Annotated in this window: 26 protein-coding genes; 12 read left to right on the top strand and 14 right to left on the bottom strand. The window is 64.1% G+C overall.

The window, feature by feature from the left end; all coding sequences use genetic code 11:
* Positions 1-35: 35 nt before the first annotated feature.
* The 3 genes from nrdE to BFN03_RS05115 form a co-directional block, all read right to left on the bottom strand.
* Entirely contained in the window at positions 36-2117 is a 2082-nt protein-coding gene (gene nrdE, locus BFN03_RS05125; RefSeq protein WP_232320500.1) for a class 1b ribonucleoside-diphosphate reductase subunit alpha, read from the bottom strand.
* A gap of 59 nt (positions 2118-2176) precedes the next feature.
* Positions 2177-2647: a class Ib ribonucleoside-diphosphate reductase assembly flavoprotein NrdI gene (gene nrdI / locus BFN03_RS05120; RefSeq protein WP_070378103.1), complete on the bottom strand. Its 471-nt coding sequence runs from the start codon at positions 2645-2647 to the stop codon at positions 2177-2179.
* Between the two features lie 88 nt (positions 2648-2735).
* Positions 2736-2969 carry a redoxin NrdH gene (locus BFN03_RS05115; RefSeq protein WP_070378102.1) on the bottom strand — a complete coding sequence of 78 codons (234 nt, stop codon included), beginning with the start codon at positions 2967-2969 and terminating at the stop codon, positions 2736-2738.
* Positions 2970-3398: 429 nt separating this feature from the next.
* On the opposite strand from BFN03_RS05115, the gene BFN03_RS05110 reads away from it, so the two are divergent.
* A complete protein-coding gene (locus BFN03_RS05110; protein ID WP_070378101.1) occupies positions 3399-4232 on the top strand; it encodes a siderophore-interacting protein in 834 nt (277 codons plus the stop codon).
* Positions 4233-4263: 31 nt separating this feature from the next.
* Here the strand turns inward: BFN03_RS05110 and rpsR are convergent, their stop codons facing one another.
* From rpsR to rpmB, 4 genes are read right to left on the bottom strand one after another with little or no spacing between them, the layout of a single operon-like run.
* Positions 4264-4518 carry a 30S ribosomal protein S18 gene (rpsR, locus tag BFN03_RS05105; protein ID WP_070378100.1) on the bottom strand — a complete coding sequence of 85 codons (255 nt, stop codon included), beginning with the start codon at positions 4516-4518 and terminating at the stop codon, positions 4264-4266.
* A 10-nt stretch (positions 4519-4528) separates the two neighbouring features.
* Entirely contained in the window at positions 4529-4834 is a 306-nt protein-coding gene (rpsN, locus tag BFN03_RS05100) for a 30S ribosomal protein S14 (protein WP_070378099.1), read from the bottom strand.
* Between the two features lie 4 nt (positions 4835-4838).
* Positions 4839-5003 carry a 50S ribosomal protein L33 gene (gene rpmG / locus BFN03_RS20050; protein ID WP_084385500.1) on the bottom strand — a complete coding sequence of 55 codons (165 nt, stop codon included), beginning with the start codon at positions 5001-5003 and terminating at the stop codon, positions 4839-4841.
* Between the two features lie 5 nt (positions 5004-5008).
* A complete protein-coding gene (gene rpmB, locus BFN03_RS05095; RefSeq protein ID WP_070378098.1) occupies positions 5009-5245 on the bottom strand; it encodes a 50S ribosomal protein L28 in 237 nt (78 codons plus the stop codon).
* 113 nt (positions 5246-5358) lie between these two features.
* Here rpmB and mrf point away from each other — a divergent pair, with 113 nt between their 5' ends.
* From mrf to rpmF, 3 genes are read left to right on the top strand one after another with little or no spacing between them, the layout of a single operon-like run.
* Positions 5359-6591 (top strand): ribosome hibernation factor-recruiting GTPase MRF, encoded by a 1233-nt coding sequence (gene mrf, locus BFN03_RS05090; protein WP_442971862.1) that lies wholly within the window; start codon positions 5359-5361, stop codon positions 6589-6591.
* Positions 6588-6857 (top strand): type B 50S ribosomal protein L31, encoded by a 270-nt coding sequence (locus BFN03_RS05085; protein ID WP_070378096.1) that lies wholly within the window; start codon positions 6588-6590, stop codon positions 6855-6857. The genes mrf and BFN03_RS05085 overlap by 4 nt, the downstream gene beginning before the upstream one ends.
* A gap of 3 nt (positions 6858-6860) precedes the next feature.
* Positions 6861-7034: a 50S ribosomal protein L32 gene (gene rpmF, locus BFN03_RS20045; protein WP_084385499.1), complete on the top strand. Its 174-nt coding sequence runs from the start codon at positions 6861-6863 to the stop codon at positions 7032-7034.
* Between the two features lie 68 nt (positions 7035-7102).
* On the opposite strand, the gene BFN03_RS05080 is transcribed toward rpmF, so the two are convergent.
* A complete protein-coding gene (locus tag BFN03_RS05080; RefSeq protein ID WP_070378095.1) occupies positions 7103-7666 on the bottom strand; it encodes an NAD(P)H-dependent oxidoreductase in 564 nt (187 codons plus the stop codon).
* Positions 7667-7768: 102 nt separating this feature from the next.
* On the opposite strand from BFN03_RS05080, the gene BFN03_RS05075 reads away from it, so the two are divergent.
* The gene (locus tag BFN03_RS05075; RefSeq protein ID WP_070378094.1) at positions 7769-8371 is read left to right on the top strand and encodes a TetR/AcrR family transcriptional regulator; all 603 of its coding nucleotides are present in this window, start codon (positions 7769-7771) and stop codon (positions 8369-8371) included.
* A gap of 46 nt (positions 8372-8417) precedes the next feature.
* Entirely contained in the window at positions 8418-9188 is a 771-nt protein-coding gene (locus BFN03_RS05070) for an META domain-containing protein (protein WP_070378093.1), read from the top strand.
* 26 nt (positions 9189-9214) lie between these two features.
* Here the strand turns inward: BFN03_RS05070 and BFN03_RS05065 are convergent, their stop codons facing one another.
* Together BFN03_RS05065 and BFN03_RS05060 are read right to left on the bottom strand one after the other, a co-directional pair.
* Positions 9215-9766: a nucleosidase gene (locus BFN03_RS05065; RefSeq protein ID WP_070378092.1), complete on the bottom strand. Its 552-nt coding sequence runs from the start codon at positions 9764-9766 to the stop codon at positions 9215-9217.
* A gap of 207 nt (positions 9767-9973) precedes the next feature.
* Positions 9974-10528 carry a nucleosidase gene (locus tag BFN03_RS05060; RefSeq protein ID WP_070378091.1) on the bottom strand — a complete coding sequence of 185 codons (555 nt, stop codon included), beginning with the start codon at positions 10526-10528 and terminating at the stop codon, positions 9974-9976.
* A 50-nt stretch (positions 10529-10578) separates the two neighbouring features.
* Here BFN03_RS05060 and nadE point away from each other — a divergent pair, with 50 nt between their 5' ends.
* Positions 10579-11418 (top strand): ammonia-dependent NAD(+) synthetase, encoded by an 840-nt coding sequence (gene nadE, locus BFN03_RS05055; RefSeq protein WP_070378090.1) that lies wholly within the window; start codon positions 10579-10581, stop codon positions 11416-11418.
* Positions 11419-11422: 4 nt separating this feature from the next.
* Positions 11423-12199, top strand: coding sequence for an SDR family oxidoreductase (locus tag BFN03_RS05050; RefSeq protein ID WP_070378089.1), 777 nt, complete (start codon positions 11423-11425; stop codon positions 12197-12199).
* A 7-nt stretch (positions 12200-12206) separates the two neighbouring features.
* Here BFN03_RS05050 and BFN03_RS05045 read toward each other — a convergent pair whose 3' ends face one another.
* Together BFN03_RS05045 and moaA are read right to left on the bottom strand one after the other, a co-directional pair.
* Entirely contained in the window at positions 12207-12455 is a 249-nt protein-coding gene (locus BFN03_RS05045; protein ID WP_070380633.1) for a MoaD/ThiS family protein, read from the bottom strand.
* Between the two features lie 7 nt (positions 12456-12462).
* Complete coding sequence (moaA, locus tag BFN03_RS05040; protein ID WP_070380634.1) at positions 12463-13518, bottom strand: GTP 3',8-cyclase MoaA; 1056 nt, start codon at positions 13516-13518, stop codon at positions 12463-12465.
* Between the two features lie 97 nt (positions 13519-13615).
* On the opposite strand from moaA, the gene BFN03_RS05035 reads away from it, so the two are divergent.
* The 4 genes from BFN03_RS05035 (at position 13616) to BFN03_RS05020 (ending at position 17836) form a co-directional block, all read left to right on the top strand.
* Positions 13616-14800, top strand: a complete 1185-nt coding sequence (locus BFN03_RS05035) for a molybdopterin molybdotransferase MoeA (RefSeq protein WP_070378088.1) — start codon at positions 13616-13618, stop codon at positions 14798-14800.
* Positions 14797-15771, top strand: a complete 975-nt coding sequence (gene moaCB / locus BFN03_RS05030; protein ID WP_070378087.1) for a bifunctional molybdenum cofactor biosynthesis protein MoaC/MoaB — start codon at positions 14797-14799, stop codon at positions 15769-15771. Before BFN03_RS05035 ends, moaCB begins: the two co-directional genes overlap by 4 nt.
* Positions 15764-16177, top strand: a complete 414-nt coding sequence (locus tag BFN03_RS05025) for a molybdenum cofactor biosynthesis protein MoaE (protein WP_070380632.1) — start codon at positions 15764-15766, stop codon at positions 16175-16177. The genes moaCB and BFN03_RS05025 overlap by 8 nt, the downstream gene beginning before the upstream one ends.
* 252 nt (positions 16178-16429) lie before the next feature.
* A complete protein-coding gene (locus BFN03_RS05020; RefSeq protein WP_070378086.1) occupies positions 16430-17836 on the top strand; it encodes a DEAD/DEAH box helicase in 1407 nt (468 codons plus the stop codon).
* Here the strand turns inward: BFN03_RS05020 and bluB are convergent.
* On the bottom strand, positions 17833-18492 hold the full coding sequence (gene bluB / locus BFN03_RS05015; RefSeq protein ID WP_070378085.1) for a 5,6-dimethylbenzimidazole synthase: 660 nt from the start codon (positions 18490-18492) through the stop codon (positions 17833-17835). The genes BFN03_RS05020 and bluB overlap by 4 nt on opposite strands.
* Positions 18489-19526 carry a CobW family GTP-binding protein gene (locus tag BFN03_RS05010; RefSeq protein WP_070378084.1) on the bottom strand — a complete coding sequence of 346 codons (1038 nt, stop codon included), beginning with the start codon at positions 19524-19526 and terminating at the stop codon, positions 18489-18491. The genes bluB and BFN03_RS05010 overlap by 4 nt, the downstream gene beginning before the upstream one ends.
* Between the last annotated feature and the right edge of the window lie 67 nt (positions 19527-19593).

The raw sequence follows: 19593 nt of genomic DNA, 5'->3' as shown, positions 1-19593 counted from the left end.
CTTCGTTCGGCTGTGAGTGCGGGCGGGGAAACCACCTACAGCATGCAGGAGACGCAACCTTCGACCTCGGTCCCCTCGAGCGCCATCTGGCGCAAACGGATGTAGTACAGCGTCTTGATTCCCTTGCGCCACGCGTAGATCTGGGCTTTGTTGATGTCGCGGGTGGTGGCAGTGTCCTTGAAGAACAACGTCAGCGACAGCCCCTGGTCCACGTGCTGCGTCGCGGCGGCGTAGGTATCGATGATCTTCTCGTACCCGATCTCGTACGCATCCTGGTAGTACTCCAGGTTGTCGTTGGTCAGGTACGGCGCCGGGTAGTAGACGCGACCGATCTTGCCTTCCTTGCGGATCTCGATCTTCGACGCCACCGGATGAATGGAACTGGTGGAGTTGTTGATGTACGAGATCGACCCGGTGGGCGGGACGGCCTGCAGGTTCTGGTTGTAGATTCCGTACTTCTGCACCGACGCCTTCAGCTCGCGCCAGTCGTCCTGGGTCGGGATGTGCACACCGGCCTCGGCGAAGAGCGCTCGGACTCGTTCCGTTGCGGGCTCCCACACCTGATCGGTGTACTTGTCGAAGTACTCACCGGACGCATACTTCGACTGCGGAAAGCCCTTGAAGTGGGTTCCGCGTTCGATCGCGATCAGGTTCGACGCCCGAATCGCATGGAACACGACGGTGTAGAAGTAAATGTTCGTGAAGTCGATGCCCTCGTCGGAGCCGTAGAAGATCCGTTCGCGGGCGAGGTACCCGTGCAGGTTCATCTGCCCGAGGCCGATTGCATGAGAGTCGTTGTTGCCCTGCTCGATCGACGGTACGGAGTAGATGTGCGTCTGATCCGACACAGCCGTGAGCGCGCGAATCGACACCTCTATGGTGCGCGCGAAGTCCGGCGAATCCATCGTCTTCGCGATGTTCAGTGATCCCAGATTGCACGAGATATCCTTGCCGACCTTGTTGTAAGAGAGGTCGGCGTTGAACAAGGAAGGGGTGGAAACCTGCAGGATCTCCGAGCACAGGTTGGAGTGGGTGATCTTGCCCTCGATCGGGTTGGCACGGTTCACCGTGTCCTCGAACATGATGTACGGGTAGCCCGACTCGAACTGCAACTCGGCGATGGTCTGAAAGAATTCTCGCGCCTTGATCTTTGACTTGCGGATCCGCCTGTCGTCGACCATCTCGTAGTACTTCTCGGTGACATTGATGTCCGCGAACGGGACGCCATAGATGCGCTCGACGTCGTACGGCGAGAAGAGGTACATGTCCTCGTTCTTCTTCGCGAGTTCGAACGTGATGTCGGGAATCACCACACCGAGCGACAACGTCTTGATGCGGATCTTCTCGTCGGCGTTCTCGCGCTTGGTGTCGAGGAAGCGGTAGATGTCGGGGTGGTGGGCGTGTAGGTAGACCGCCCCGGCACCCTGGCGCGCACCGAGTTGGTTGGCGTACGAGAAGGAATCTTCGAGCAGCTTCATGATCGGGATGACGCCCGAACTCTGGTTCTCGATCTTCTTGATCGGAGCGCCGTGCTCACGAACATTGGTGAGCAGCAACGCGACTCCCCCGCCGCGCTTGGACAGCTGGAGGGCGGAATTGACCGAGCGGCCGATGGACTCCATGTTGTCTTCGATACGCAGCAGGAAGCAGGAGACGGGCTCGCCGCGCTGCTTCTTGCCGGAGTTGAGGAAGGTGGGAGTAGCCGGCTGGAACCGTCCGGCAATGATCTCGTCAACCAGTTTGACTGCCAGTTCCTCGTCACCCGCGGCGAGGGTCAGCGCAACCATGCAGACGCGGTCCTCGAACCGCTCGAGGTAGCGCTTGCCATCGAACGTCTTGAGCGTGTACGAGGTGTAGTACTTGAAGGCGCCGAGGAACGTCGGGAAGCGGAACTTCTTCGAGTACGCGTGCTCGATCAGCGACTTCACGAATGTGCGCGAGTACTGGTCGAGAACCTCGGGCTCGTAGTAGTTCTCCTCCACGAGGTAGTCGAGCTTCTCGTCCAGATTGTGGAAGAAGACAGTGTTCTGATTGACGTGCTGCAGGAAATACTGCCGGGCGGCCGCGACATCCTTGTCGAACTGGATCTCGCCGTTCGGGCCGTACAGGTTGAGCATCGCGTTGAGTGCGTGGTAATCAAGACCGCTCGTCGAATCTCCACCGTGCACGACTTGCTCTACGCTCCCCGCGTCGATGGTGTCTGTGATGGTCGGCGCCACTGCTGCTCCTCGTCTAAGTGATCCCAGAATTCACCCAGACCTGCCCTTACCCGTTCGACGTCCTCGGCTGTGCCCATGAGCTCGAAACGGTAGAGGTAGGGAACGTGGCATTTCTGAGAGATGATGTTTCCTGCAAAGCAATAGGATTCACCAAAGTTGGTGTTTCCTGCCGCGATCACTGCTCTGATCAGCGACCTGTTGTTCGGGTTGTTGAGAAATCGGATGACAGGCTTCGGGACGTAGCTCGTGTCCCGGCCTGTCGATGTCGTCCCGCCCCCGTACGTAGGGACGATCAACACATATGGTTCATGGACCTCGAAGGTGCCTTCGCGGTCGTGGATGGGTATGCGCGTCGCAGGCAGCCCGAGCCGCTGGACGAATCGGTGCGTGTTCCCCGAGGCGCTGGAGAAGTACACCAGCGATGTCATCGGTATTCCACCATCTGGACTAGTACTACTGGTTACTGCCGTGCTCGACCTCGGTTGCCTCGGCCTCGGACGGCGCGCTCGCCTCGCTTCAAGCAGCGTTGGACGAGAGGGACTTGATGCGGTCGGGACGGAAGCCCGACCAGTGCTCGTCACCCGCCACGATCACAGGCGCCTGCAGGTATCCCAGCGCCATGACGTAGTCGCGTGCCTCGGGGTCTCGAGTGATGTCGACGACGGAGTACTCGATGCCCTCCTTGTCGAGAGCACGGTAGGTGGCATTGCACTGAACGCAAGCGGGCTTGGTGTAGACGGTGATGCTCATAAGTCCCTCTTTCCACTGCCAAATGGAGCTGACGAAGTGTGTTCGGCGCACTGGGATTCCTGTACCCGAAGATTGCTTTACCCGAGATGTTGACACCCCCGCTGGAGATGCTCCCCCGAGCATTTTCCGTTGTGGTCTCCCAGTGCCCAAGACACTACACCTAGTGGCTGACAGAAACATCTAACCCGAGATGTTGTGAGTCACATTGATGAAATTCCCTGGTCGGGGTCCCGCGAATCGAGGATTCTCACGGTCACGTCGGCGTGTCGTACATCACATTTTCATAGTGATGCAGGTCACTTCCCTGACCCGGGCGAGTGCCGTGGGAGCTCAGGCAGACTACGCCATGCCGGCAGCCGTGATTGCATCGGCAACTCGAGCGAGAAGCACGCCGCCTGCGCGCCATGCGCGGCCGGGTAACTTGTCCGCATGCCCGATGCATCCCCCGACCCTCTCGAGTGGATGGCGCCCGTGGCGCGGTCGACGAAGCTGACGCCGAACATGCGGAGGATTACCCTCGCAGGCGGGGATCTGGGGCGATTCGAGTCCAGTGGGACGCCGGACGAGAGCCTTCTGCTCGCGTTCCCACCCGACGGCGCCGAGAAGCGCAGCTACACAGTGCGCCGCTGGGACGCGGACGCTTTGGAGATGGACATCGATTTCGCCGTTCATGCGGGAGGAACGGCGGCGCGCTGGGCGGCGAAGGCACGCCCGGGCGAGACGGTCGGATTCTCTACCGCCTCGGGTTGGTACGCCCCTCCTCACGACGCGAAATGGGAGCTCCTTCTCGCCGACATGACGGCCCTGCCTGCAGTCGGCCGGATCCTCGAGGAGATGCCGAGTTCGACCCGGGTACACGTGATCGCGGAAGTAACCACACCCGAGGACCAGCAAGATCTGGTCACCGACGCGGAGTTGACGGTGACCTGGCTGCACGGGACCGGCAACGGCATCGGAAACAGCCTGCTCGCCGAGGCGGCTCGATCCTGGTGGCGGCCGAATGAACCGGGCTACGTGTGGTTCGCGGGGGAGGCAAAGGTGTCGCGTGTGGTGCGACGCTGGCTGCGACACGACCTCGGGTGGCCAGCGGATCGCTACGACGTCATCGGGTACTGGCGCGAGAACAAGGAGCAATGGGAGGCAAGGTACGAGACGGTCCGCGAGCAAATCGAAGCCGCCACGAGCTCCGCTCTGGCAGCAGGTGACGACTTCGATTCAGTTCGGGATACCGTCGATGAGGCCCTCGATCGGGCTGGGCTCTAGCCGCGACGGCGCCCCGGCGATGATGTTGCGGCTATCTGTTGGTGAACGGAAGCAGCGCCATCTCACGGGCGTTCTTCACGGCGGTAGCGACCTGGCGCTGCTGCTGTGGGGTCAAACTCGTGACACGGCGGCTGCGGATCTTGCCGCGATCCGAGATGAACGTGCGCAGAAGGTTGATGTCCTTGTAATCGACGGTATCGATGCCGGCCGCGATAAGCGGGTTCTTCTTGGGGCGGCGCCCCTGTTCGTTTCCCGCCTTCTTCGAGGGTGCCCTCTTGGCTGCCACTACTCTTCCTTCACCAGCTCGACTTGTGTACGCCCGGCAGCTCCCCGCGGTGAGCCATCTCGCGCACTCGCACGCGGGAGAGACCAAACTTTCGTAGGTGGCCTCGTGGACGTCCGTCCGTGGCGTCTCGATTGCGTAGTCGTACCGGACTCGCGTCCCGGGGTAGCCGTGCCAGTCGAGACTGCGCTGCGGCGCGCTCCTCGGGTGTACTGCCCGGCCGTCGGATCGTCTCCTTCAACTCCGCCCGCAGCGAGGCGTACCGGGCGACGACTAGCTTCCGCTGCTCGTTCTTGGCAATCTTCGACTTCTTGGCCACGTGCTCAGCGCTCCTCTCGGAAGTCGACGTGCCGACGCAGCACCGGGTCGTATCGACGCAGCACCAAACGGTCAGGATCGTTGCGCCGGTTCTTCCGCGTGTAGTACCGGTAGCCGGTCCCCTCCGTCGAGACCAGTTTTACTAGAGGCCGAGTTTCGTTGCGTGCCATGACTTTTAAACCTTCTCTCCCTTGGCCCTCATACGTGCGACGACGGCCTCGATGCCGTCGCGGTCTATCGTCCGGATGCCCTTCGGGGTCAGACGCAGGGTGATCCGGCGACCCTCTCCCGGCAGGAAGTACGTCTTGGTTTGGATGTTCGGGTTCCAGCGCCGGGCGGTCCGGCGATGGGAGTGCGAGACCGATCGTCCGAAGCCGGGTCGTCTGCCGGTCACCTGGCAGTGAGCGGACACGGGTGCTCCTTTCCGGCCAGTTGGCCGATTAATGACAACGATTGTCGTTAGCCGGCAATCGAGTGTAGTGTCGGCAGTCGTTAATGACAATCATTTCCGAAAGGTGCTCGACTGTGGCTGTGAATCCGGAATCCCGCACGCCGCTGGTTGTGGTGAGCGGACGAAGTGGGCCGGTGCACGCGACGGCGCGGTCGTTCCTCGACGGGGACGCGTCCACCGTGGTTGTGCGGCACGATCTCGGCGATCTCGGTCAGGGCATCGTGCATCGGACCCTCACAGCAGGACCGGTGGATGCGCCGGAGGTGACCACCGAGGTCCTCGAATTGGCCCATGGCTGCGTGTCCTGCACGCTTCGCTACGACTTGCTGCCGCTGCTGCGGAGGCTGCACACGTGGAGTTCGGTCGACCGCATCGTTCTCGAACTCGACTCCGCGCTCGAACCGGAGGCCGTGTGCTGGGCCGTCGAACACGTGCCGGTGGTCGGAGTGGTCGGGCAGATCGACGGTCCCGCCAGCCGGGATATCCGCATCGAGGCAGTCGTGACCTGCCTCGATGCGGAGCTGTGGTGGGAAGATGTAACTGGCGACGAGGAGCTCGACGACGACCGGACAGTCGCTCAGGTCGCGGTAGGTCAGGCTGCGTTCGCCGACGCGCTCGTCGTCGACACTCGCACCACAGAGCCCTGGCTCGCCCACAAGGTGTCGGCGGTACTGGCAAGGCTCGCGCCCGGAGCGCCGACCTCTGACGTGCCCGACGGTCCTGCGCTGCTGTCACGCGTTGGCGCCGATGCCCGGCGCGGTCGCGTCGACGGAGTCCACTCGCCGCTGCTCCGGGGCCGCCCACCCCTCGACGCCGATCAAGGCGTCGCACTGGTCGAGTTCACCGCGCGGCGACCGTTCCACCCGGGACGATTGCACGAGGCGATCGACGTCCTGCTCGAGGGCGTCGTCACTGCCCGCGGCAGGCTCTGGCTCGCCACCCGGCCCGACATCGCGCTGTGGCTCGAATCCGCCGGTGAGGGACTGCGGGTGGCCGCCGCCGACCGTTGGCTCGCCGACATGACGGACGACGAATTGCGCGAGGTAGACGGCGAAAGGCGCGCGCTCGCCGCCCTGGGCTGGGACGAGCGCTTCGGCGACCGGGACACCTCGCTCGTCGTGCTGGTCCACGACGTCGAACCGGAGGCAATCACCACAGCGCTCAACTGGGCGCTGCTCACCGAGTATGAACTCGCCGACGAGCAGTCGTGGTCCACCTGGGACGACCCGTTCGGCCAGTTTCACACCGATCCCTGCGCCGAGGCGCCGCTCGGCGCCGCCGACAAGAACGGAGAAATCGCATCATGAAATCCGGCATCCACCCCGACTACCGACCCGTGGTCTTCCGGGACGCGACCACGGGCACCGCTTTCCTCACCAGGTCCACAGCGCGGACCGAACGAACCGTGGAATGGGAGGATGGCCACACCTATCCGCTCGTCGTCGCCGACATCACCAGCGCATCCCACCCGTTCTGGACCGGCGCCGACCGCATCGTCGACACCGAGGGCCGCGTCGAGAAGTTCGAGCGTCGCTACGGCCGTCGGCCCCGTCCCGCGACCACGGAGGGCTGAGCGATGGCGGTACCCAAAAGGCGCATGTCGCGCGCCAATACGCATAGCCGCCGCGCGCAATGGAAGGCGTCCGCGCCGGACCTGGTTACCGTCACTGTCGGCGGGCAGAAGTTTCGCGTCCCACGGCGGTTGGTACGCGGCATCCAACTCGGCGTGATCGATCCGTCGCGCTTGTGATCAGTACCGGCGGTGGTGCGACACGGTCGTCGACAGTCGCGCCACCGCCGGCGCCCTGCGGACGACCGTCAGGCGTCGACTAACTGCCTGGTGGCGTCCGCGAGGCTGATCACGACTCCCGCGACCTGCTCCGCAACCTCGAGGTTCTCCTTCGGGTGGCCGTCGGCGAACTTCTCACCGGTCCGGCCGATCGCAAGAGTGACGTCTTCGAGCACGTTTCCTCCGGCGATTCGGGCTGTTTTGCGAGTGTCCTCGTGCGCCCACCGGCCACCGTTGACGCTGGGCGAGGCGCTGATCACGGCGACCGGCTTGCCCTGGACGGCTCCGGAGCCATAGGGGCGGGAGATCCAGTCGATGGCGTTCTTCAGCACAGCCGGAACAGTCCCGTTGTACTCCGGCGTGACGAGCAACAGGGCATCTGCTCTGCCGGCGGCCTCACGCAGCGCCTCGACGGCCGGAATCGGCGCCGCACCGTCGATGTCCTCGTTGTAGAAGGGAACGTCACCGAGTCCGTCGAAGATGATCACCTCGACGCCTTCCGGCGCAACGGAGACGGCAGTTTCAGCGACCTGGCGGTTGACCGAGGCGGCACGAAGACTGCCGACGAGTGCGAGAACGGTGGTCTGTGACATGTGTACAACTCCTACTAGATGCGGCATCGGCGGATCGATGCCATTCATATCGCATAAACGGACCGCGGTCCACTTATATTCCATGAGCGATAGGATGGGCGAGTGACCAGCGAAACGCTTCTCCCTCAGCTCGGTGCCGACCCTCCCGAGCGAGGAGACGCCGCACGCAACCGGCGACTACTGCTCGACGCAGCCGCGCGCCTGGTCGCCGAACGGGGTGCCGACGCCGTCACGATGGACGCCGTCGCCTGCGAGGCCGGTGTGGGGAAAGGCACTGTGTTCAGGAGGTTCGGTAGCCGGTCAGGTCTCATGCAATCGCTGCTCGACCACACCGAAAAGGATCTGCAACAACGGTTCATGTTCGGCCCACCACCGCTCGGTCCCGGCGCCGACCCCGTGGATCGGCTGATCGCTTTCGGGCGCGCCCGAATCGAATTGGTCGAGGTTCAGGGGGAGGTGCAAAGGGCCGCGGAGACTTCCCCTGAAGTCCGGTTCGCGGTCCCGGCCCGTGCCGTCTCGATCGCACACGTGATCTCCCTGCTCCGTGCAGCGGGGGTGGATGGCGACCTCGACCTGCTCGCATGCTCGCTCCTCGCACCACTCGAGGCCAGCCTTGTCCTCCACCAGATGCGCGACCTAGGCATGTCGCCCGGGCGGATCGGCGACGGATGGGAAGATCTGGTCCGACGCGTCACTCGGTGCTGAACCGGAAACCACACAACTTGCCCGGCCCATGTCTAGCCTGAAAAGAATGCGTACCACCACCGCCGTTGTCTGCCTTATGGCCTTCGCATCCCTCGCCGCGTGCGGCGGGGGCGAACAGGCCGCACCGCCAGACCCGACGGGCCGAACCTTCGTTTCCACCTCCGTTGCGGGCGATCCGATTCCAGGGGGCGGGCCGCTCGTGCTCGGGTTCACCGACCCCGGGCGCATTTCGTTCGACGCCGGATGTAACCAGGGCAGCGCAGACGTCGACCTTACCGGCGGGAAGATCGTGACGGGCCCTCTCGTCATGACCGAGATGGCGTGCCTCGGCGAGGCCGCGGGCGCCGATGCGTGGATAGTAAATTTGCTTGATACACAACCGAATTGGAACCTCGACGGGGAAACCCTGACCCTGACCACCCCCACCGAATCCGTGACGCTGACCGATGAGCAGGTTGCGCGGCCGAACCTGCCCGTCGTCGGGACCACCTGGACGGTGACCGCGCTGATCGGTCCAGACGCGACCACGACGACCCCGGCACTGGACAGAGTAGAAGCTCGGTTGCTGATAGCGGATGATGGTTCCGCGTCCGGGTTCACCGGGTGCAACCAGATGGTCGGGACCGCGGACGTGCAGGAAACCACGATCACATTCGGGCCGTGGGCCACGACAAAGATGGCATGTGCGCCCGACGTAGCCGACGTCGAGCGTGCCGTACTCGCGGCATTGGACGGACAGACCGACTACACCGTCGAATCGGACACGTTGCGCCTGACCCGTGCTGACGGAATCGGGTTGATACTCGCTTCGGGCTGAGGGGCCTCGAACCAGGGCGGTGCCGACTAGAGCGCCGCGAGCCACTCCCCGAGCTCCCGAGCGCTCTCATCGATGAGTTCGGGCCAGGTCAACGCCGCCTCGTCTGCCTTGTCGGTGACGTGCTTGACCAGTCGGCACCGCGCACCGACCCGGTCGCAGGCAAAGGCGATGGCGAAGCCCTCCATGTCGACGAGATCGGCGCTCGCTGCAAGTACATCGCGCGCCGCAGGATCCGACACGAACAGGTCTCCAGTCGCGAGAACCGTGCCGTCGCCGTCCGGAATGTGAAGCGTGTCAACCACGTCGTGCCCGAACTTTCTCAGAACGTCTGCACTGAAGTCGTGGTTCAACACGATCGACGGTGTGAACAGACCCGAGCGGTGTTCGTGCAAACCTCCACAGGTGCCGATGTTGATGACGAGAGGCATGTCCGTCGGTGGGTACTTCCCGAGCTCGGCGGCCATAGCCACGGCGGCCGCGACCTTACCCATTCCTGTGATCAGGACCTTGAAATCGGACGGTATGTGCGCTGCCTCCTGCTCAGTAGCAGCCACCACAAGAATCTTGGATTGGCTCACTTTCGCGACTGTACTCTGTGCTCGGTAGGGCAGCTAGCTTCGTTTCCGTCCTACCGAAGCTACGAATGCGGACCCTCGGACAGCTTCGCGTCGAGCCCACTATCGGCGCGGCCGAACAAGCCCGAGTACGTGGATAATTCCTCGAAGGCGACCAGCAGTCATCGGATACGTTGCGTCAGAACCGGTCTGACACTGCGATCGGCACTGCTAGAGGGCCGCGAGCCACTTGCCGAGTTCCCGGAAACTGAGATCTGTTCGGTCGGGCCATTCTATTGCGTCGTCGTCTGCCTGGTCGGCAACGTGCCTGACCAGTCGGCACCGCGCGCCGAGCTGGGCACACGCATACGCGACGGCGTAGCCTTCCATATCGACGAGATCGGCTCTTGCGGCAAGCTCATCGCGCACCTCGGGGTCGTACAAGAACAGGTCTCCCGTTGCGAGAACCGAACCGTCACCGTCCGGAATGTGAAGCGTGTCTTCCGAATCACGTTTGGCGGCTTTTCTGGGGGCACCAACGTTGAAGTCGTGGTTCACCACAATCGATGGCGTGAACAGCCCGGCGCGGTGTGGATGCAAACTGCCGCAAGTGCCAATGTTGACGACGAGAGGCATGTTCCCCGGCTGATACTTGGCGAGAGCGAGAGCTACGGACGTAGCGGCCGACACCTTGCCCATCCCTGTGATCAGGGTGTCGAAATCCGGTGGAACATAGGCCGCTCCCTTCTCGACGGCAACAGCCACAAGAATGTCGGAACGCCTCATTGGCGCGACTGTACTCCGCGCTCGATATCGCTGCTAGCTACAGTCTTGTCATGGCGAATCTACGCGCGCAGATCCTCGAAGAGCTCGGTGCCCGGCCCACCATCGATCCGGCGGGCGAAATCCGCAAACGTGTGCAGTTCCTGAAGGACTACCTACTGTCCACTGGGGCCAAGGGATTCGTCCTCGGTATCAGTGGCGGGCAGGACAGCACCCTCACCGGTCGCCTCACTCAACTCGCGGCGACCGAGCTCCGCGACGAGGGGCACGACGCCGAGTTCGTGGCCGTTCGACTGCCCTACGGCACGCAGGCGGACGAATCGGACGCGCAGATCTCGCTGAAGTTCATCGAGCCCGACCGGTCGGTGGTCGTGAATGTCAAACCCGGGGCGGACGCCACCGCCAGGGAGTCATCGGAGGCATTGCGGGACATCCTCGGCGACGATGGGGAGCTGCGTGACTTCGTTCGCGGCAACATCAAGGCTCGTGAACGAATGGTGATCCAGTACTCGATCGCCGGCCAACTCGGCTACCTCGTGGTCGGTACGGACCACGCAGCCGAGGCGGTCACCGGGTTCTTCACCAAATTCGGAGACGGCGGCGTCGATGTCACCCCGCTCACCGGACTATCGAAACGACAGGGCGCCGCACTGCTCCGCGAACTCGGTGCACCCGAGAGCACGTGGAAGAAGGTTCCGACCGCTGACCTCGAAGACGACCGACCCGCCCTCCCCGACGAGGAGGCACTCGGTTTGACGTATTCGCAGATCGACGACTACCTCGAAGGCAAGGAGGTGTCGGACACGGTGGCGCGCAAGCTCGAGACGATGTTCTTGAACACCCGGCACAAACGCGCGGTCCCGGTAACACCGCTCGACACCTGGTGGCGGTGACGCCGTGGTGCAGGCACTCGTGGTGGGCGGCACCGGCCTCGCCGGCAGGCAGGCGGTCAAGGAGTTCCTCGCCCGCGGCCATTCGGTTCGAGTCCTTTCACGGCACGGAGGTGCGCCCGGAACCGCGATAGAGCACTTCCAGGGCGACCTCGTCACCGGCGAGGGGCTCGCAGAGGCCCTTGACGGCGTCGACGTCCTGGTCGACACCACCGATGGCAAGACCCGCGGCACCCGCTCCGTACTCGAGACGGGTGCAAAGAACCTGCTTGCGATGGCCGACGGTGCAGGGGTCGGACGCGCCGTCCTACTCTCCATCGTCAACGTCGACCAAGGCAGGTTCGCGTACTACCAGGCGAAGAGACAGCAAGAATTGGTGTACAAGACTTCGCCGATCGATACGTGGATCGTGCGGGCTACGCAATTCCATGACTTCATCCCCATGATCGCCGGGGCCGCGAGCTTGACCGGGGTCTTTCCCGCATTCACGAAGACCAGCTTCCAAACCATCGACACCAGGGATGTCGCCCACGCTCTAGTCGATGTCGCCCTGTCCACCGAAAGGGCGCCTGACGATCCGATCACCATCGGCGGCCCCGAGGTGCACACCGCCCATGAACTCGTCGCCAAGTGGAAGAGGGCGACGGGCAAGCGTGGTTTCGTCGCGAAGTTCCCACTACCGGGCACGTTGGGCAAGTTCCTGCGGGAGGGGCGTAATCTCGTTCCCGACAACCAGTTCGGAACGATCACGTTCGATCAGTGGCTGGCCGAGTCCGCTCGCTGACCGCTCCCTAGCCCCCGGCGAAGGGAGGCAGGACGTCCACCTGCGATCCCGCTGGACGGGTCAGATCGCGCGTCAACTCGGAACCCACGAGGAACGCGGCGACCTCGAGAACGCGCTCCATGTCGGGACCGTACCTGTCGAGCAGTGCGGATTTCACCTGGCCGAGATCCGCGGGCGCCGGGAACTCGATAGTTTCCTTGGTGCATCCCGCGGCATCGGCCGCCGCCGCGAAATACCGGACCGACACAGCCGTCACCGACTTCTCAACCACCTATCGCTCCCATGCTGCGTTGCGGCGGCGCAAAGCCGTCCGCGTTGATCCCATGACCCGCCCACTTGTTCCACATCGCGCCGCGCCACAACCGCGCCAACTCCTCGTCGTCGGCGCCGCCGCGCAGTGCCGCCCTGAGATCGATCTCGCGGTCGCTGAACAGGCACGACCGTACCGTCCCCTCGGCAGTGAGCCGGGTACGGTCGCAATCCGAGCAGAACGAGCGAGTGACGGATGCGATGACACCGACCGTCGCGGGACCGCCGTCCACCAGCCACTCCTCGGCCGGCGCCGAGGGGTCTTGTCTGCCATGTTCGGACAGTGTGAACCGTTCGCCGAGCACGGCCAGCAGGCGGTCGGCAGTCACCATGTTCTCGCGCGCCCATTCGTGGTCGGCATCGAGTGGCATCTCCTCGATGAAACGAAGCGCGACACCCTCATTCAGACACCACTCCAGGAGATCCGCTGCACCACCCAGCATTTCGGGCATCAGAACCGCATTGATCTTCAACGGCCCGAGACCCGCCTCGGCGGCGGCACGGATCCCGGCGATCACCGAGGGAAGCCGGTCCCGCCGTGTGAGTCTCGCGAAATGCTCGCGGTCGATAGAGTCAAGGGAGATGTTGATCCGAGACAGTCCTGCTTCTACGAGTTTGTGGGCGCGATGTTCCAGGCCGATGGCGTTGGTGGTCATTGCCAACGGCACGCCGGGAGCACGTTCGGCACATCCCGCGATCATCTGCTCGAGATCGGGGCGCATCAACGGTTCACCTCCGGTGAACCGCACCTCACGCACACCGAGTCGATGGACGGCGATATCGACCAGTCGCACGATTTCATCCGCGGTGAGGAGATTCTGCGTCGGTATGGCGGGTAACCCGTCCTCAGGCATGCAGTACGTGCAGCGCAGGGAGCACTTCTCGGTAATGGAGACGCGTAGGTCCCGTGCCACCCGCCCGAATCGATCGACGAGTTCGCCGACGTCAGGCCTGTCCTCGATCGACGCCGACGACGGCATCGTGGGAACACCCAACGCCACCGTCGTCACCGAGTTGCCCAAACCCTCCATCGGTCCAGTATGCCGTGACTGGGTTGTTGCTGTCCGATCGCCGCCTAGGATTAGTGACCATGCCCCGAGGAACATCATGACCGCACGCTCGGTCGAGGATCATCGCCGGCACGTCGCCGCACTCCTTGCCGCTCTCCAATCGCGATCCGCCGAAGACATTCCTCTCGGCGACGGGCTCGGTCGCGTCCTGGCCTCGGACGTACATTCGCCTGTCGATCTGCCGCTGTTCCGCAACTCTCAGATGGACGGATACGCGGTCGATGCGGCGTCCATCCGCGCCGTGCCCGTAGCTCTGCCGGTGCGCGGCGTGATCGCGGCCGGACCGGTGGATCCCGTCACCCACACCCCCGGCACGGCATACCGGATCATGACCGGTGCTCCCATCCCCGACGGGGCCGATGCCATCGTGCCCGTTGAGGACACCGAGACCGCGGACGGGGAGGTGCGCATCAATCGAGCACGAAGCGTCGGCGAGTTCGTGCGCGAGCGCGGTAGCGATGTGAAAGCGGGCACTCTTCTGCTTCCGGCCGGCGCAATCCTCGCGGCCCGGCACATCGCCGTGCTCGCCGCAGTCGGACTCCAACGGGTTCCGGTGCGCCCCCGTCCCCGTATCGCGGTCATCACCACCGGCGCCGAACTCGTCGATGCCGGAAGCACCCTGAGGCCGGGCGAGATTTTCGACTCCAACGGCATCGCGCTCGCGTCGAGTGCGCGCGCCAACGGCGCGGAGGTGGTCTCGATCTCCCGCAGCGGCGACGACCCGGCCGAGTTCCGCGCACTTCTCACCGAGGCAACCACCACGGCCGACCTCGTCCTTACCTCGGGCGGGGTGTCGATGGGCGATTTCGAGGTGGTGAAAGACACGCTCACCTCACTTGGCGCGGAGTTCGGTCACGTGGCAATGCAACCCGGCGGCCCGCAGGGCACCGCTGTGGTGGACGGCGTTCCAGTACTGAACTTTCCCGGCAACCCCGTCAGCGCACTCGTGTCGTTCGAGATCTTCGCGCGTCCCGAGATCCGCCGCGCGGCGGGACTCCCCCCGATAGAACCCGACGAGCTACCGCTCGCCGCGGCCATCACCTCTATTCCCGGCAAGCGGCAATTCTTGCGTGCCCGAAGCACCACCGCCGGAGTCGAACTCGTATCCGGCCCCGGCTCCCATCTCGTCGCCGCCATGGCATGGGCAGACGTCCTTGTCGACGTTCCCGCCGACGTTACCGCGCTCGACGCCGGTGACCTTGTGAAAGCGATTCCCCTATGAGCGATTTGACGCACCTCGACAACGAGGGCCGCGCCCGCATGGTCGACGTGAGCGAGAAGGCCGACACCACCCGAATCGCAGTGGCTGCAGGGCAGTTGGTCACCACCCCCGAGGTGATCGCACTGGTTCGAGCCGACAACCTTCCCAAGGCCGACGTTCTCGCAACGGCTCGGATCGCAGGTATCGCGGGGGCGAAGAAGACGTCCGAACTGATTCCGCTGTGTCACCAGCTGGCGTTGTCCTCGGTGAAGTTGGAGTTCGGTTTCACCGACACCGCGATCACCATCGAGGCCACAGCGAAGACGAAGGGCCCCACCGGCGTCGAGATGGAGGCTCTCACCGCGGTGGCTGTGGCCGGCTTGACCCTGCACGACATGATCAAGGCAGTCGATCCCGGCGCGACCCTGGACGGCGTCCGCCTGCTCACCAAGGAGGGCGGCAAACGCGGGCATTGGACACGCGAGGGTGGAGGTTCCGAAACCCCTTCGGCCTCAACTCGCTCTGCCGCAGTTCTGGTCGCCTCGACAGGCGGCGCCAAGGGAACGCGAGAAGACACGACCGGGCCGGTCATCGTCGCGTGGCTCGAGGAACGTGGCTTCACCGCTCGCGGCCCGCTCGTCTATGCCGACGCCGATATCGCCGCCGGTGTTGCCGACGCACTTTCGAACAGGCCGGCATTGATCATCAGCACCGGCGGTACCGGTATCTCGCCGACCGACGCCACTCCAGAGGCGACGCGGGCAGTACTCGACCGCGAACTTCCCGGCGTCGCGGACGCCATCCGAAACCGCGGAACAGCGGTGACCCCACACGCCTCGCTCAGCCGCGGACTCGCGGGGGTGGCGGACGGCACAGTCATCGTCAATCTCCCCGGTTCTCCAGGCGGGGTCAGGGACGGGTTGTCTGTGCTCGGTCCCATCATCGACCACCTTCTCGCCCAGGTTGCCGGTGGAGGCACGCACGATGAGTGAAATCCTCGCCCAGATCTCGGACCAGCCCCTCGATACCGCCGTCGTCGACGCCGCCGTGGCCGGACCTGAACACGGTGCCGTCGTGGTGTTCACCGGAGTTGTCCGCAATCATGATGGTGGGCACTCCGTTTCGGCACTCGAATACCAAGCTCACCCGAATGCCGAGCGCTTCCTCCGCACAGTCTGCGAAGAGGTGTCGGCCTCGACCGGACTACCGGTGGCCGCGATCCACCGAGTGGGATCTCTCACAATCGGCGACCTCGCGGTGGTTGCCGCTGTCGCCGCTCCCCACCGCGCCGAAGCCTTCTCGGCATGCGCCGAACTGGTGGAACGCATCAAACACGAGGTGCCCATCTGGAAGCGCCAGAGGTTCGCCGACGGTGCTTCGGAATGGGTCGGGCTGTGACCGCTGGGTCGGACAATCCGCCCACACCGGGTAGAGTCTCCACCACTAGATGACCAGAACGGCCATCCAGCGTCGTAGAACGCATTCAGTTCGGTAGTTTCCGAATCCTGCTGGATGTGCACCCACATCCGCTCTTCTTACGGCGAACAAGCGTGCCGACCGGCAACGCCGCCAATCTGTGCTCGAGCCCCGCGGAGACTTTCCGTATCAGGCCTTTCGGGCACACCCGAAGTGTGAGAAAGGCCTGACTACTTGTCCGACACGACTGCCCCCACAGCAACGTTCGCCGCCCTCGGAGTCCGCGAACCACTGGTAAGAGCCCTTGCTGCCAAAGAGATCACCTCCCCGTTCCCCATCCAGGTCGACACCCTTCCGGATACCCTCGCCGGGCGCGACGTGCTGGGCCGGGGGAAGACAGGAAGCGGTAAGACGCTCGCCTTCTCCATTCCGATGGTGTCCCGCCTCGCCGGTGAACTATCGGGCGGAAAGCGCCGCCCGGGGCGCCCGTTGGGCCTCGTTCTGGCACCCACTCGCGAACTCGCCACCCAGATCACGGCCACCCTCGAGCCTCTGGCCACCGCGTATGACTTGCGGGTCACCACCATCTTCGGTGGTGTCTCCCAAAATCGCCAGGTAAACGCTCTTCAGGCCGGCGTCGATATCGTCGTCGCCTGCCCCGGACGGCTCGAAGACCTTATGAAGCAGAAGTTCGTGAGTCTCGACGCCGTCGAGATCACGGTCCTCGACGAAGCCGACCACATGGCCGACCTCGGCTTCCTGCCTGTCGTGACTCGAATCCTCTCGGCCACCCCCCAGCAAGGGCAGCGTTTGCTGTTCTCCGCCACGTTGGACAACGGTGTGGACAAGCTGGTCAGGCGGTTCCTGAAGAACGAGGTACTGCACTCGGTCGACGAGGCGAACTCGCCCGTCGCGGCCATGACACACCACGTCTTCGACGTCGACGGCGTCGACGCCAAGCGCAAGCTGGTCGAGCGCCTGGCCTCCGGTACCGGTCGCCGGATCCTGTTCATGCGCACCAAGCACCAGGCCCGCAAGTTGGCTCGTCAGCTCACGGAGTCGGGAATCCCGTCGGTCGACCTGCACGGCAACCTGTCGCAGGCCGCCCGCGACCGCAACCTCGCGTCCTTCTCCTCCGGCGAGGCACGCGTACTGGTGGCAACAGATGTCGCGGCCCGGGGCGTCCACGTCGACGACGTGGAACTGGTCGTTCACGTCGATCCGCCCGCGGAACACAAGGCCTACCTTCACCGCTCCGGCCGCACCGCCCGCGCCGGCAGCGCCGGCGACGTCGTCACCGTCGTCCTGCCCGAGCAGCGTAGGGATCTTTCCGTCCTCATGCGCAAGGCCGCGATCAAGGCGACACCCATTCGTAGCACCGCGGATTCGGCACACGTTCTCGAGTTGGTCGGCGACATCGCCCCATATGTGGCCCCGGCCCCGGCCCCGAAGCCGGCTCCGGCCACCAACGGCGGCGGACGGGGTCGGCGGAGGGACGGCACCCAAGGTGGACGCGCGCACGGCCAAGGCGGTGGTGCTCGGCGATCCCGTTCGGGAGGAGCGGGGCGCACACGCACGAACTCTTCGGCCGGCGGCCGAACACGCACCGCCTCCGCAGGCGGTTCTCGCCGCCCGGCTTAGAACTTCTCGAGGTGGATGGCGTCGGCCAGTGGTCGGCGCCCCCTCCACCCGAAACGTTCTAGATCCGGGACCTGTTGGAACTCTGTGACATTACCCACGCAGAGCCAGGCGATCGGGCGCACCGGATCAGGGATTCCGAGCAGTTCCGCAAGATAGGACTCGTCGTAGAACGACACCCAACCGACGCCTACGTTCTCGGCCGCCGCAGCGAGCCAGAGATTCTGAATCGCCAGAACGGCCGAGAACAGCCCGGTGTCGTCGATCGTGTGTCTACCGAGGATATGTTCGCCGCCGCGACTGCGATCGTAGGTCACCACCACACCCATGCCGCTCTCGCGAATCCCTTCGATCTTGATGGGATCGAAGGTCTTCTTCTGATCTTCGGGCAGTGATTCGGCGAACCGGCTCCTGGCACCCGCCACGTGATCGGCGAAGTCGGCCAGTGTCCCGGTGTCGCGCACAACGATGAAGTCCCACGGCTGGGTGTTGCCGACGCTGGGGGCGCAGTGGCCGGCTCCCAGGATGCGCCGCAGGACGTCCTCGGCAATCGGCTTCCCGGTGAATTCGGCTCGTACGTCCCTGCGACGGCGGATCGCGTCGTAGACGGACAGGGTGGGTTCGGATGTCGATTCAGCAGTTCCCACAGACTCGGTCACGCCGTCACCGTATAGCGGTGAATGCCGAGCATGGCGCCGGGGTCGGTTTCCTCACCGTCCGACACGACACAACGCTCGAGCCTGCTGCGTACGTGCTCGGGTTCGATGTCCACGCCGATGAGGACCAGTCGAGTCGTGCGGTCTTCACCGGGCTCCCACCGCGTCGATGTGAACCGGATATGCGGGCCGACGGTCTGCACCTCGAATTTGCGTGACTGCCCGGGCACGGCGAAGTGCACGAACCCCTTGACGCGATAGATCCCGACCGGTCTCGTCTCGAGGAAATCGACCAGACGGCGTGGGTCGATCGGTGCAGAAGAATCGAAATCGACTGCCTCATAGGATGAATGCAGATGGTCGTGCCCATCACATTCGCCAGACTCATCGAGTAGCAGTTGGTCGAGGGTAAGTTGCTCCCCTGCCGAAGGTTCGCGGCCGGACTCGCGGTCGAACAGTAGCGTTGGCTCGATCCGCCCATGCGCGGTAGTCAGGACGGGTGCGCGGTCGTTGTAGCCGCGGGCCATCGCCTGCACGGCGGCACGGCGTCCATCGTCGATGCGATCGGTCTTGTTGAGGATTATCAGGTCGGCCAGCGTGACGTGTTTTCCGAGATCCGGGTGCTGCGCCGACATCTGTTCGAACTGCTCACCGTCGATCATCACGACGAGTCCGCCGTAGGCGACGTATGGATTCTCGCTCCCGAGCACGAGCCGAATCATGTTGCGTGGCTCGGCAAGTCCGCTGGCCTCCACGATGATCACATCGATCTGCGACGACGGATGGGCAAGACGGCCGAGCATCTCATCCATATCGCTCACATCCACGGCGCAACACATGCAGCCGTTGCTCAGCGACACCATGGAATCGACCTGCCCGGCGACCATCATCGAATCGATGTTCACCGCCCCGAAGTCGTTGACGATGACGCCGACCCTGACCCCACGGTTGTTGCGCAGCACGTGATTGAGCAACGTGGTCTTCCCCGAACCGAGGAATCCGGCGACGATGACGACGGGAATCCGCTTCTTCGCCAACGCCGTGACCTCCCTGGAACCTCGATGAGCTACCGGCCGTCCATCCTATAGCGCCCGTACTGCGCGA

The sequence above is a fragment of the Rhodococcus sp. WMMA185 genome (assembly GCF_001767395.1).
Taxonomy (GTDB): domain Bacteria; phylum Actinomycetota; class Actinomycetes; order Mycobacteriales; family Mycobacteriaceae; genus Rhodococcus_F.
The sequence above is the reverse complement of the archived record's forward strand: the minus strand, read 5'-3'. Positions and strand labels throughout refer to the sequence as shown.

Bases quoted from the DNA above. Each gene is read 5' to 3' on its own strand.
- nrdE (WP_232320500.1), bottom strand. From the start codon at position 2,117: ATGCTCAACCTGTACGGCCCGAACGGCGAGATCCAGTTCGACAAGGAT.
- nadE (WP_070378090.1), top strand. From the start codon at position 10,579: ATGGCGAATCTACGCGCGCAGATCCTCGAAGAGCTCGGTGCCCGGCCC.
- moaCB (WP_070378087.1), top strand. From the start codon at position 14,797: ATGAGCGATTTGACGCACCTCGACAACGAGGGCCGCGCCCGCATGGTC.
- BFN03_RS05025 (WP_070380632.1), top strand. From the start codon at position 15,764: ATGAGTGAAATCCTCGCCCAGATCTCGGACCAGCCCCTCGATACCGCC.
- BFN03_RS05085 (WP_070378096.1), top strand. From the start codon at position 6,588: ATGAAATCCGGCATCCACCCCGACTACCGACCCGTGGTCTTCCGGGAC.
- BFN03_RS05080 (WP_070378095.1), bottom strand. From the start codon at position 7,666: ATGTCACAGACCACCGTTCTCGCACTCGTCGGCAGTCTTCGTGCCGCC.
- BFN03_RS05035 (WP_070378088.1), top strand. From the start codon at position 13,616: ATGACCGCACGCTCGGTCGAGGATCATCGCCGGCACGTCGCCGCACTC.
- rpmF (WP_084385499.1), top strand. From the start codon at position 6,861: ATGGCGGTACCCAAAAGGCGCATGTCGCGCGCCAATACGCATAGCCGC.
- nrdI (WP_070378103.1), bottom strand. From the start codon at position 2,647: ATGACATCGCTGGTGTACTTCTCCAGCGCCTCGGGGAACACGCACCGA.
- rpmG (WP_084385500.1), bottom strand. From the start codon at position 5,003: ATGGCACGCAACGAAACTCGGCCTCTAGTAAAACTGGTCTCGACGGAG.
- BFN03_RS05115 (WP_070378102.1), bottom strand. From the start codon at position 2,969: ATGAGCATCACCGTCTACACCAAGCCCGCTTGCGTTCAGTGCAATGCC.
- BFN03_RS05110 (WP_070378101.1), top strand. From the start codon at position 3,399: ATGCCCGATGCATCCCCCGACCCTCTCGAGTGGATGGCGCCCGTGGCG.
- BFN03_RS05060 (WP_070378091.1), bottom strand. From the start codon at position 10,528: ATGAGGCGTTCCGACATTCTTGTGGCTGTTGCCGTCGAGAAGGGAGCG.
- BFN03_RS05070 (WP_070378093.1), top strand. From the start codon at position 8,418: ATGCGTACCACCACCGCCGTTGTCTGCCTTATGGCCTTCGCATCCCTC.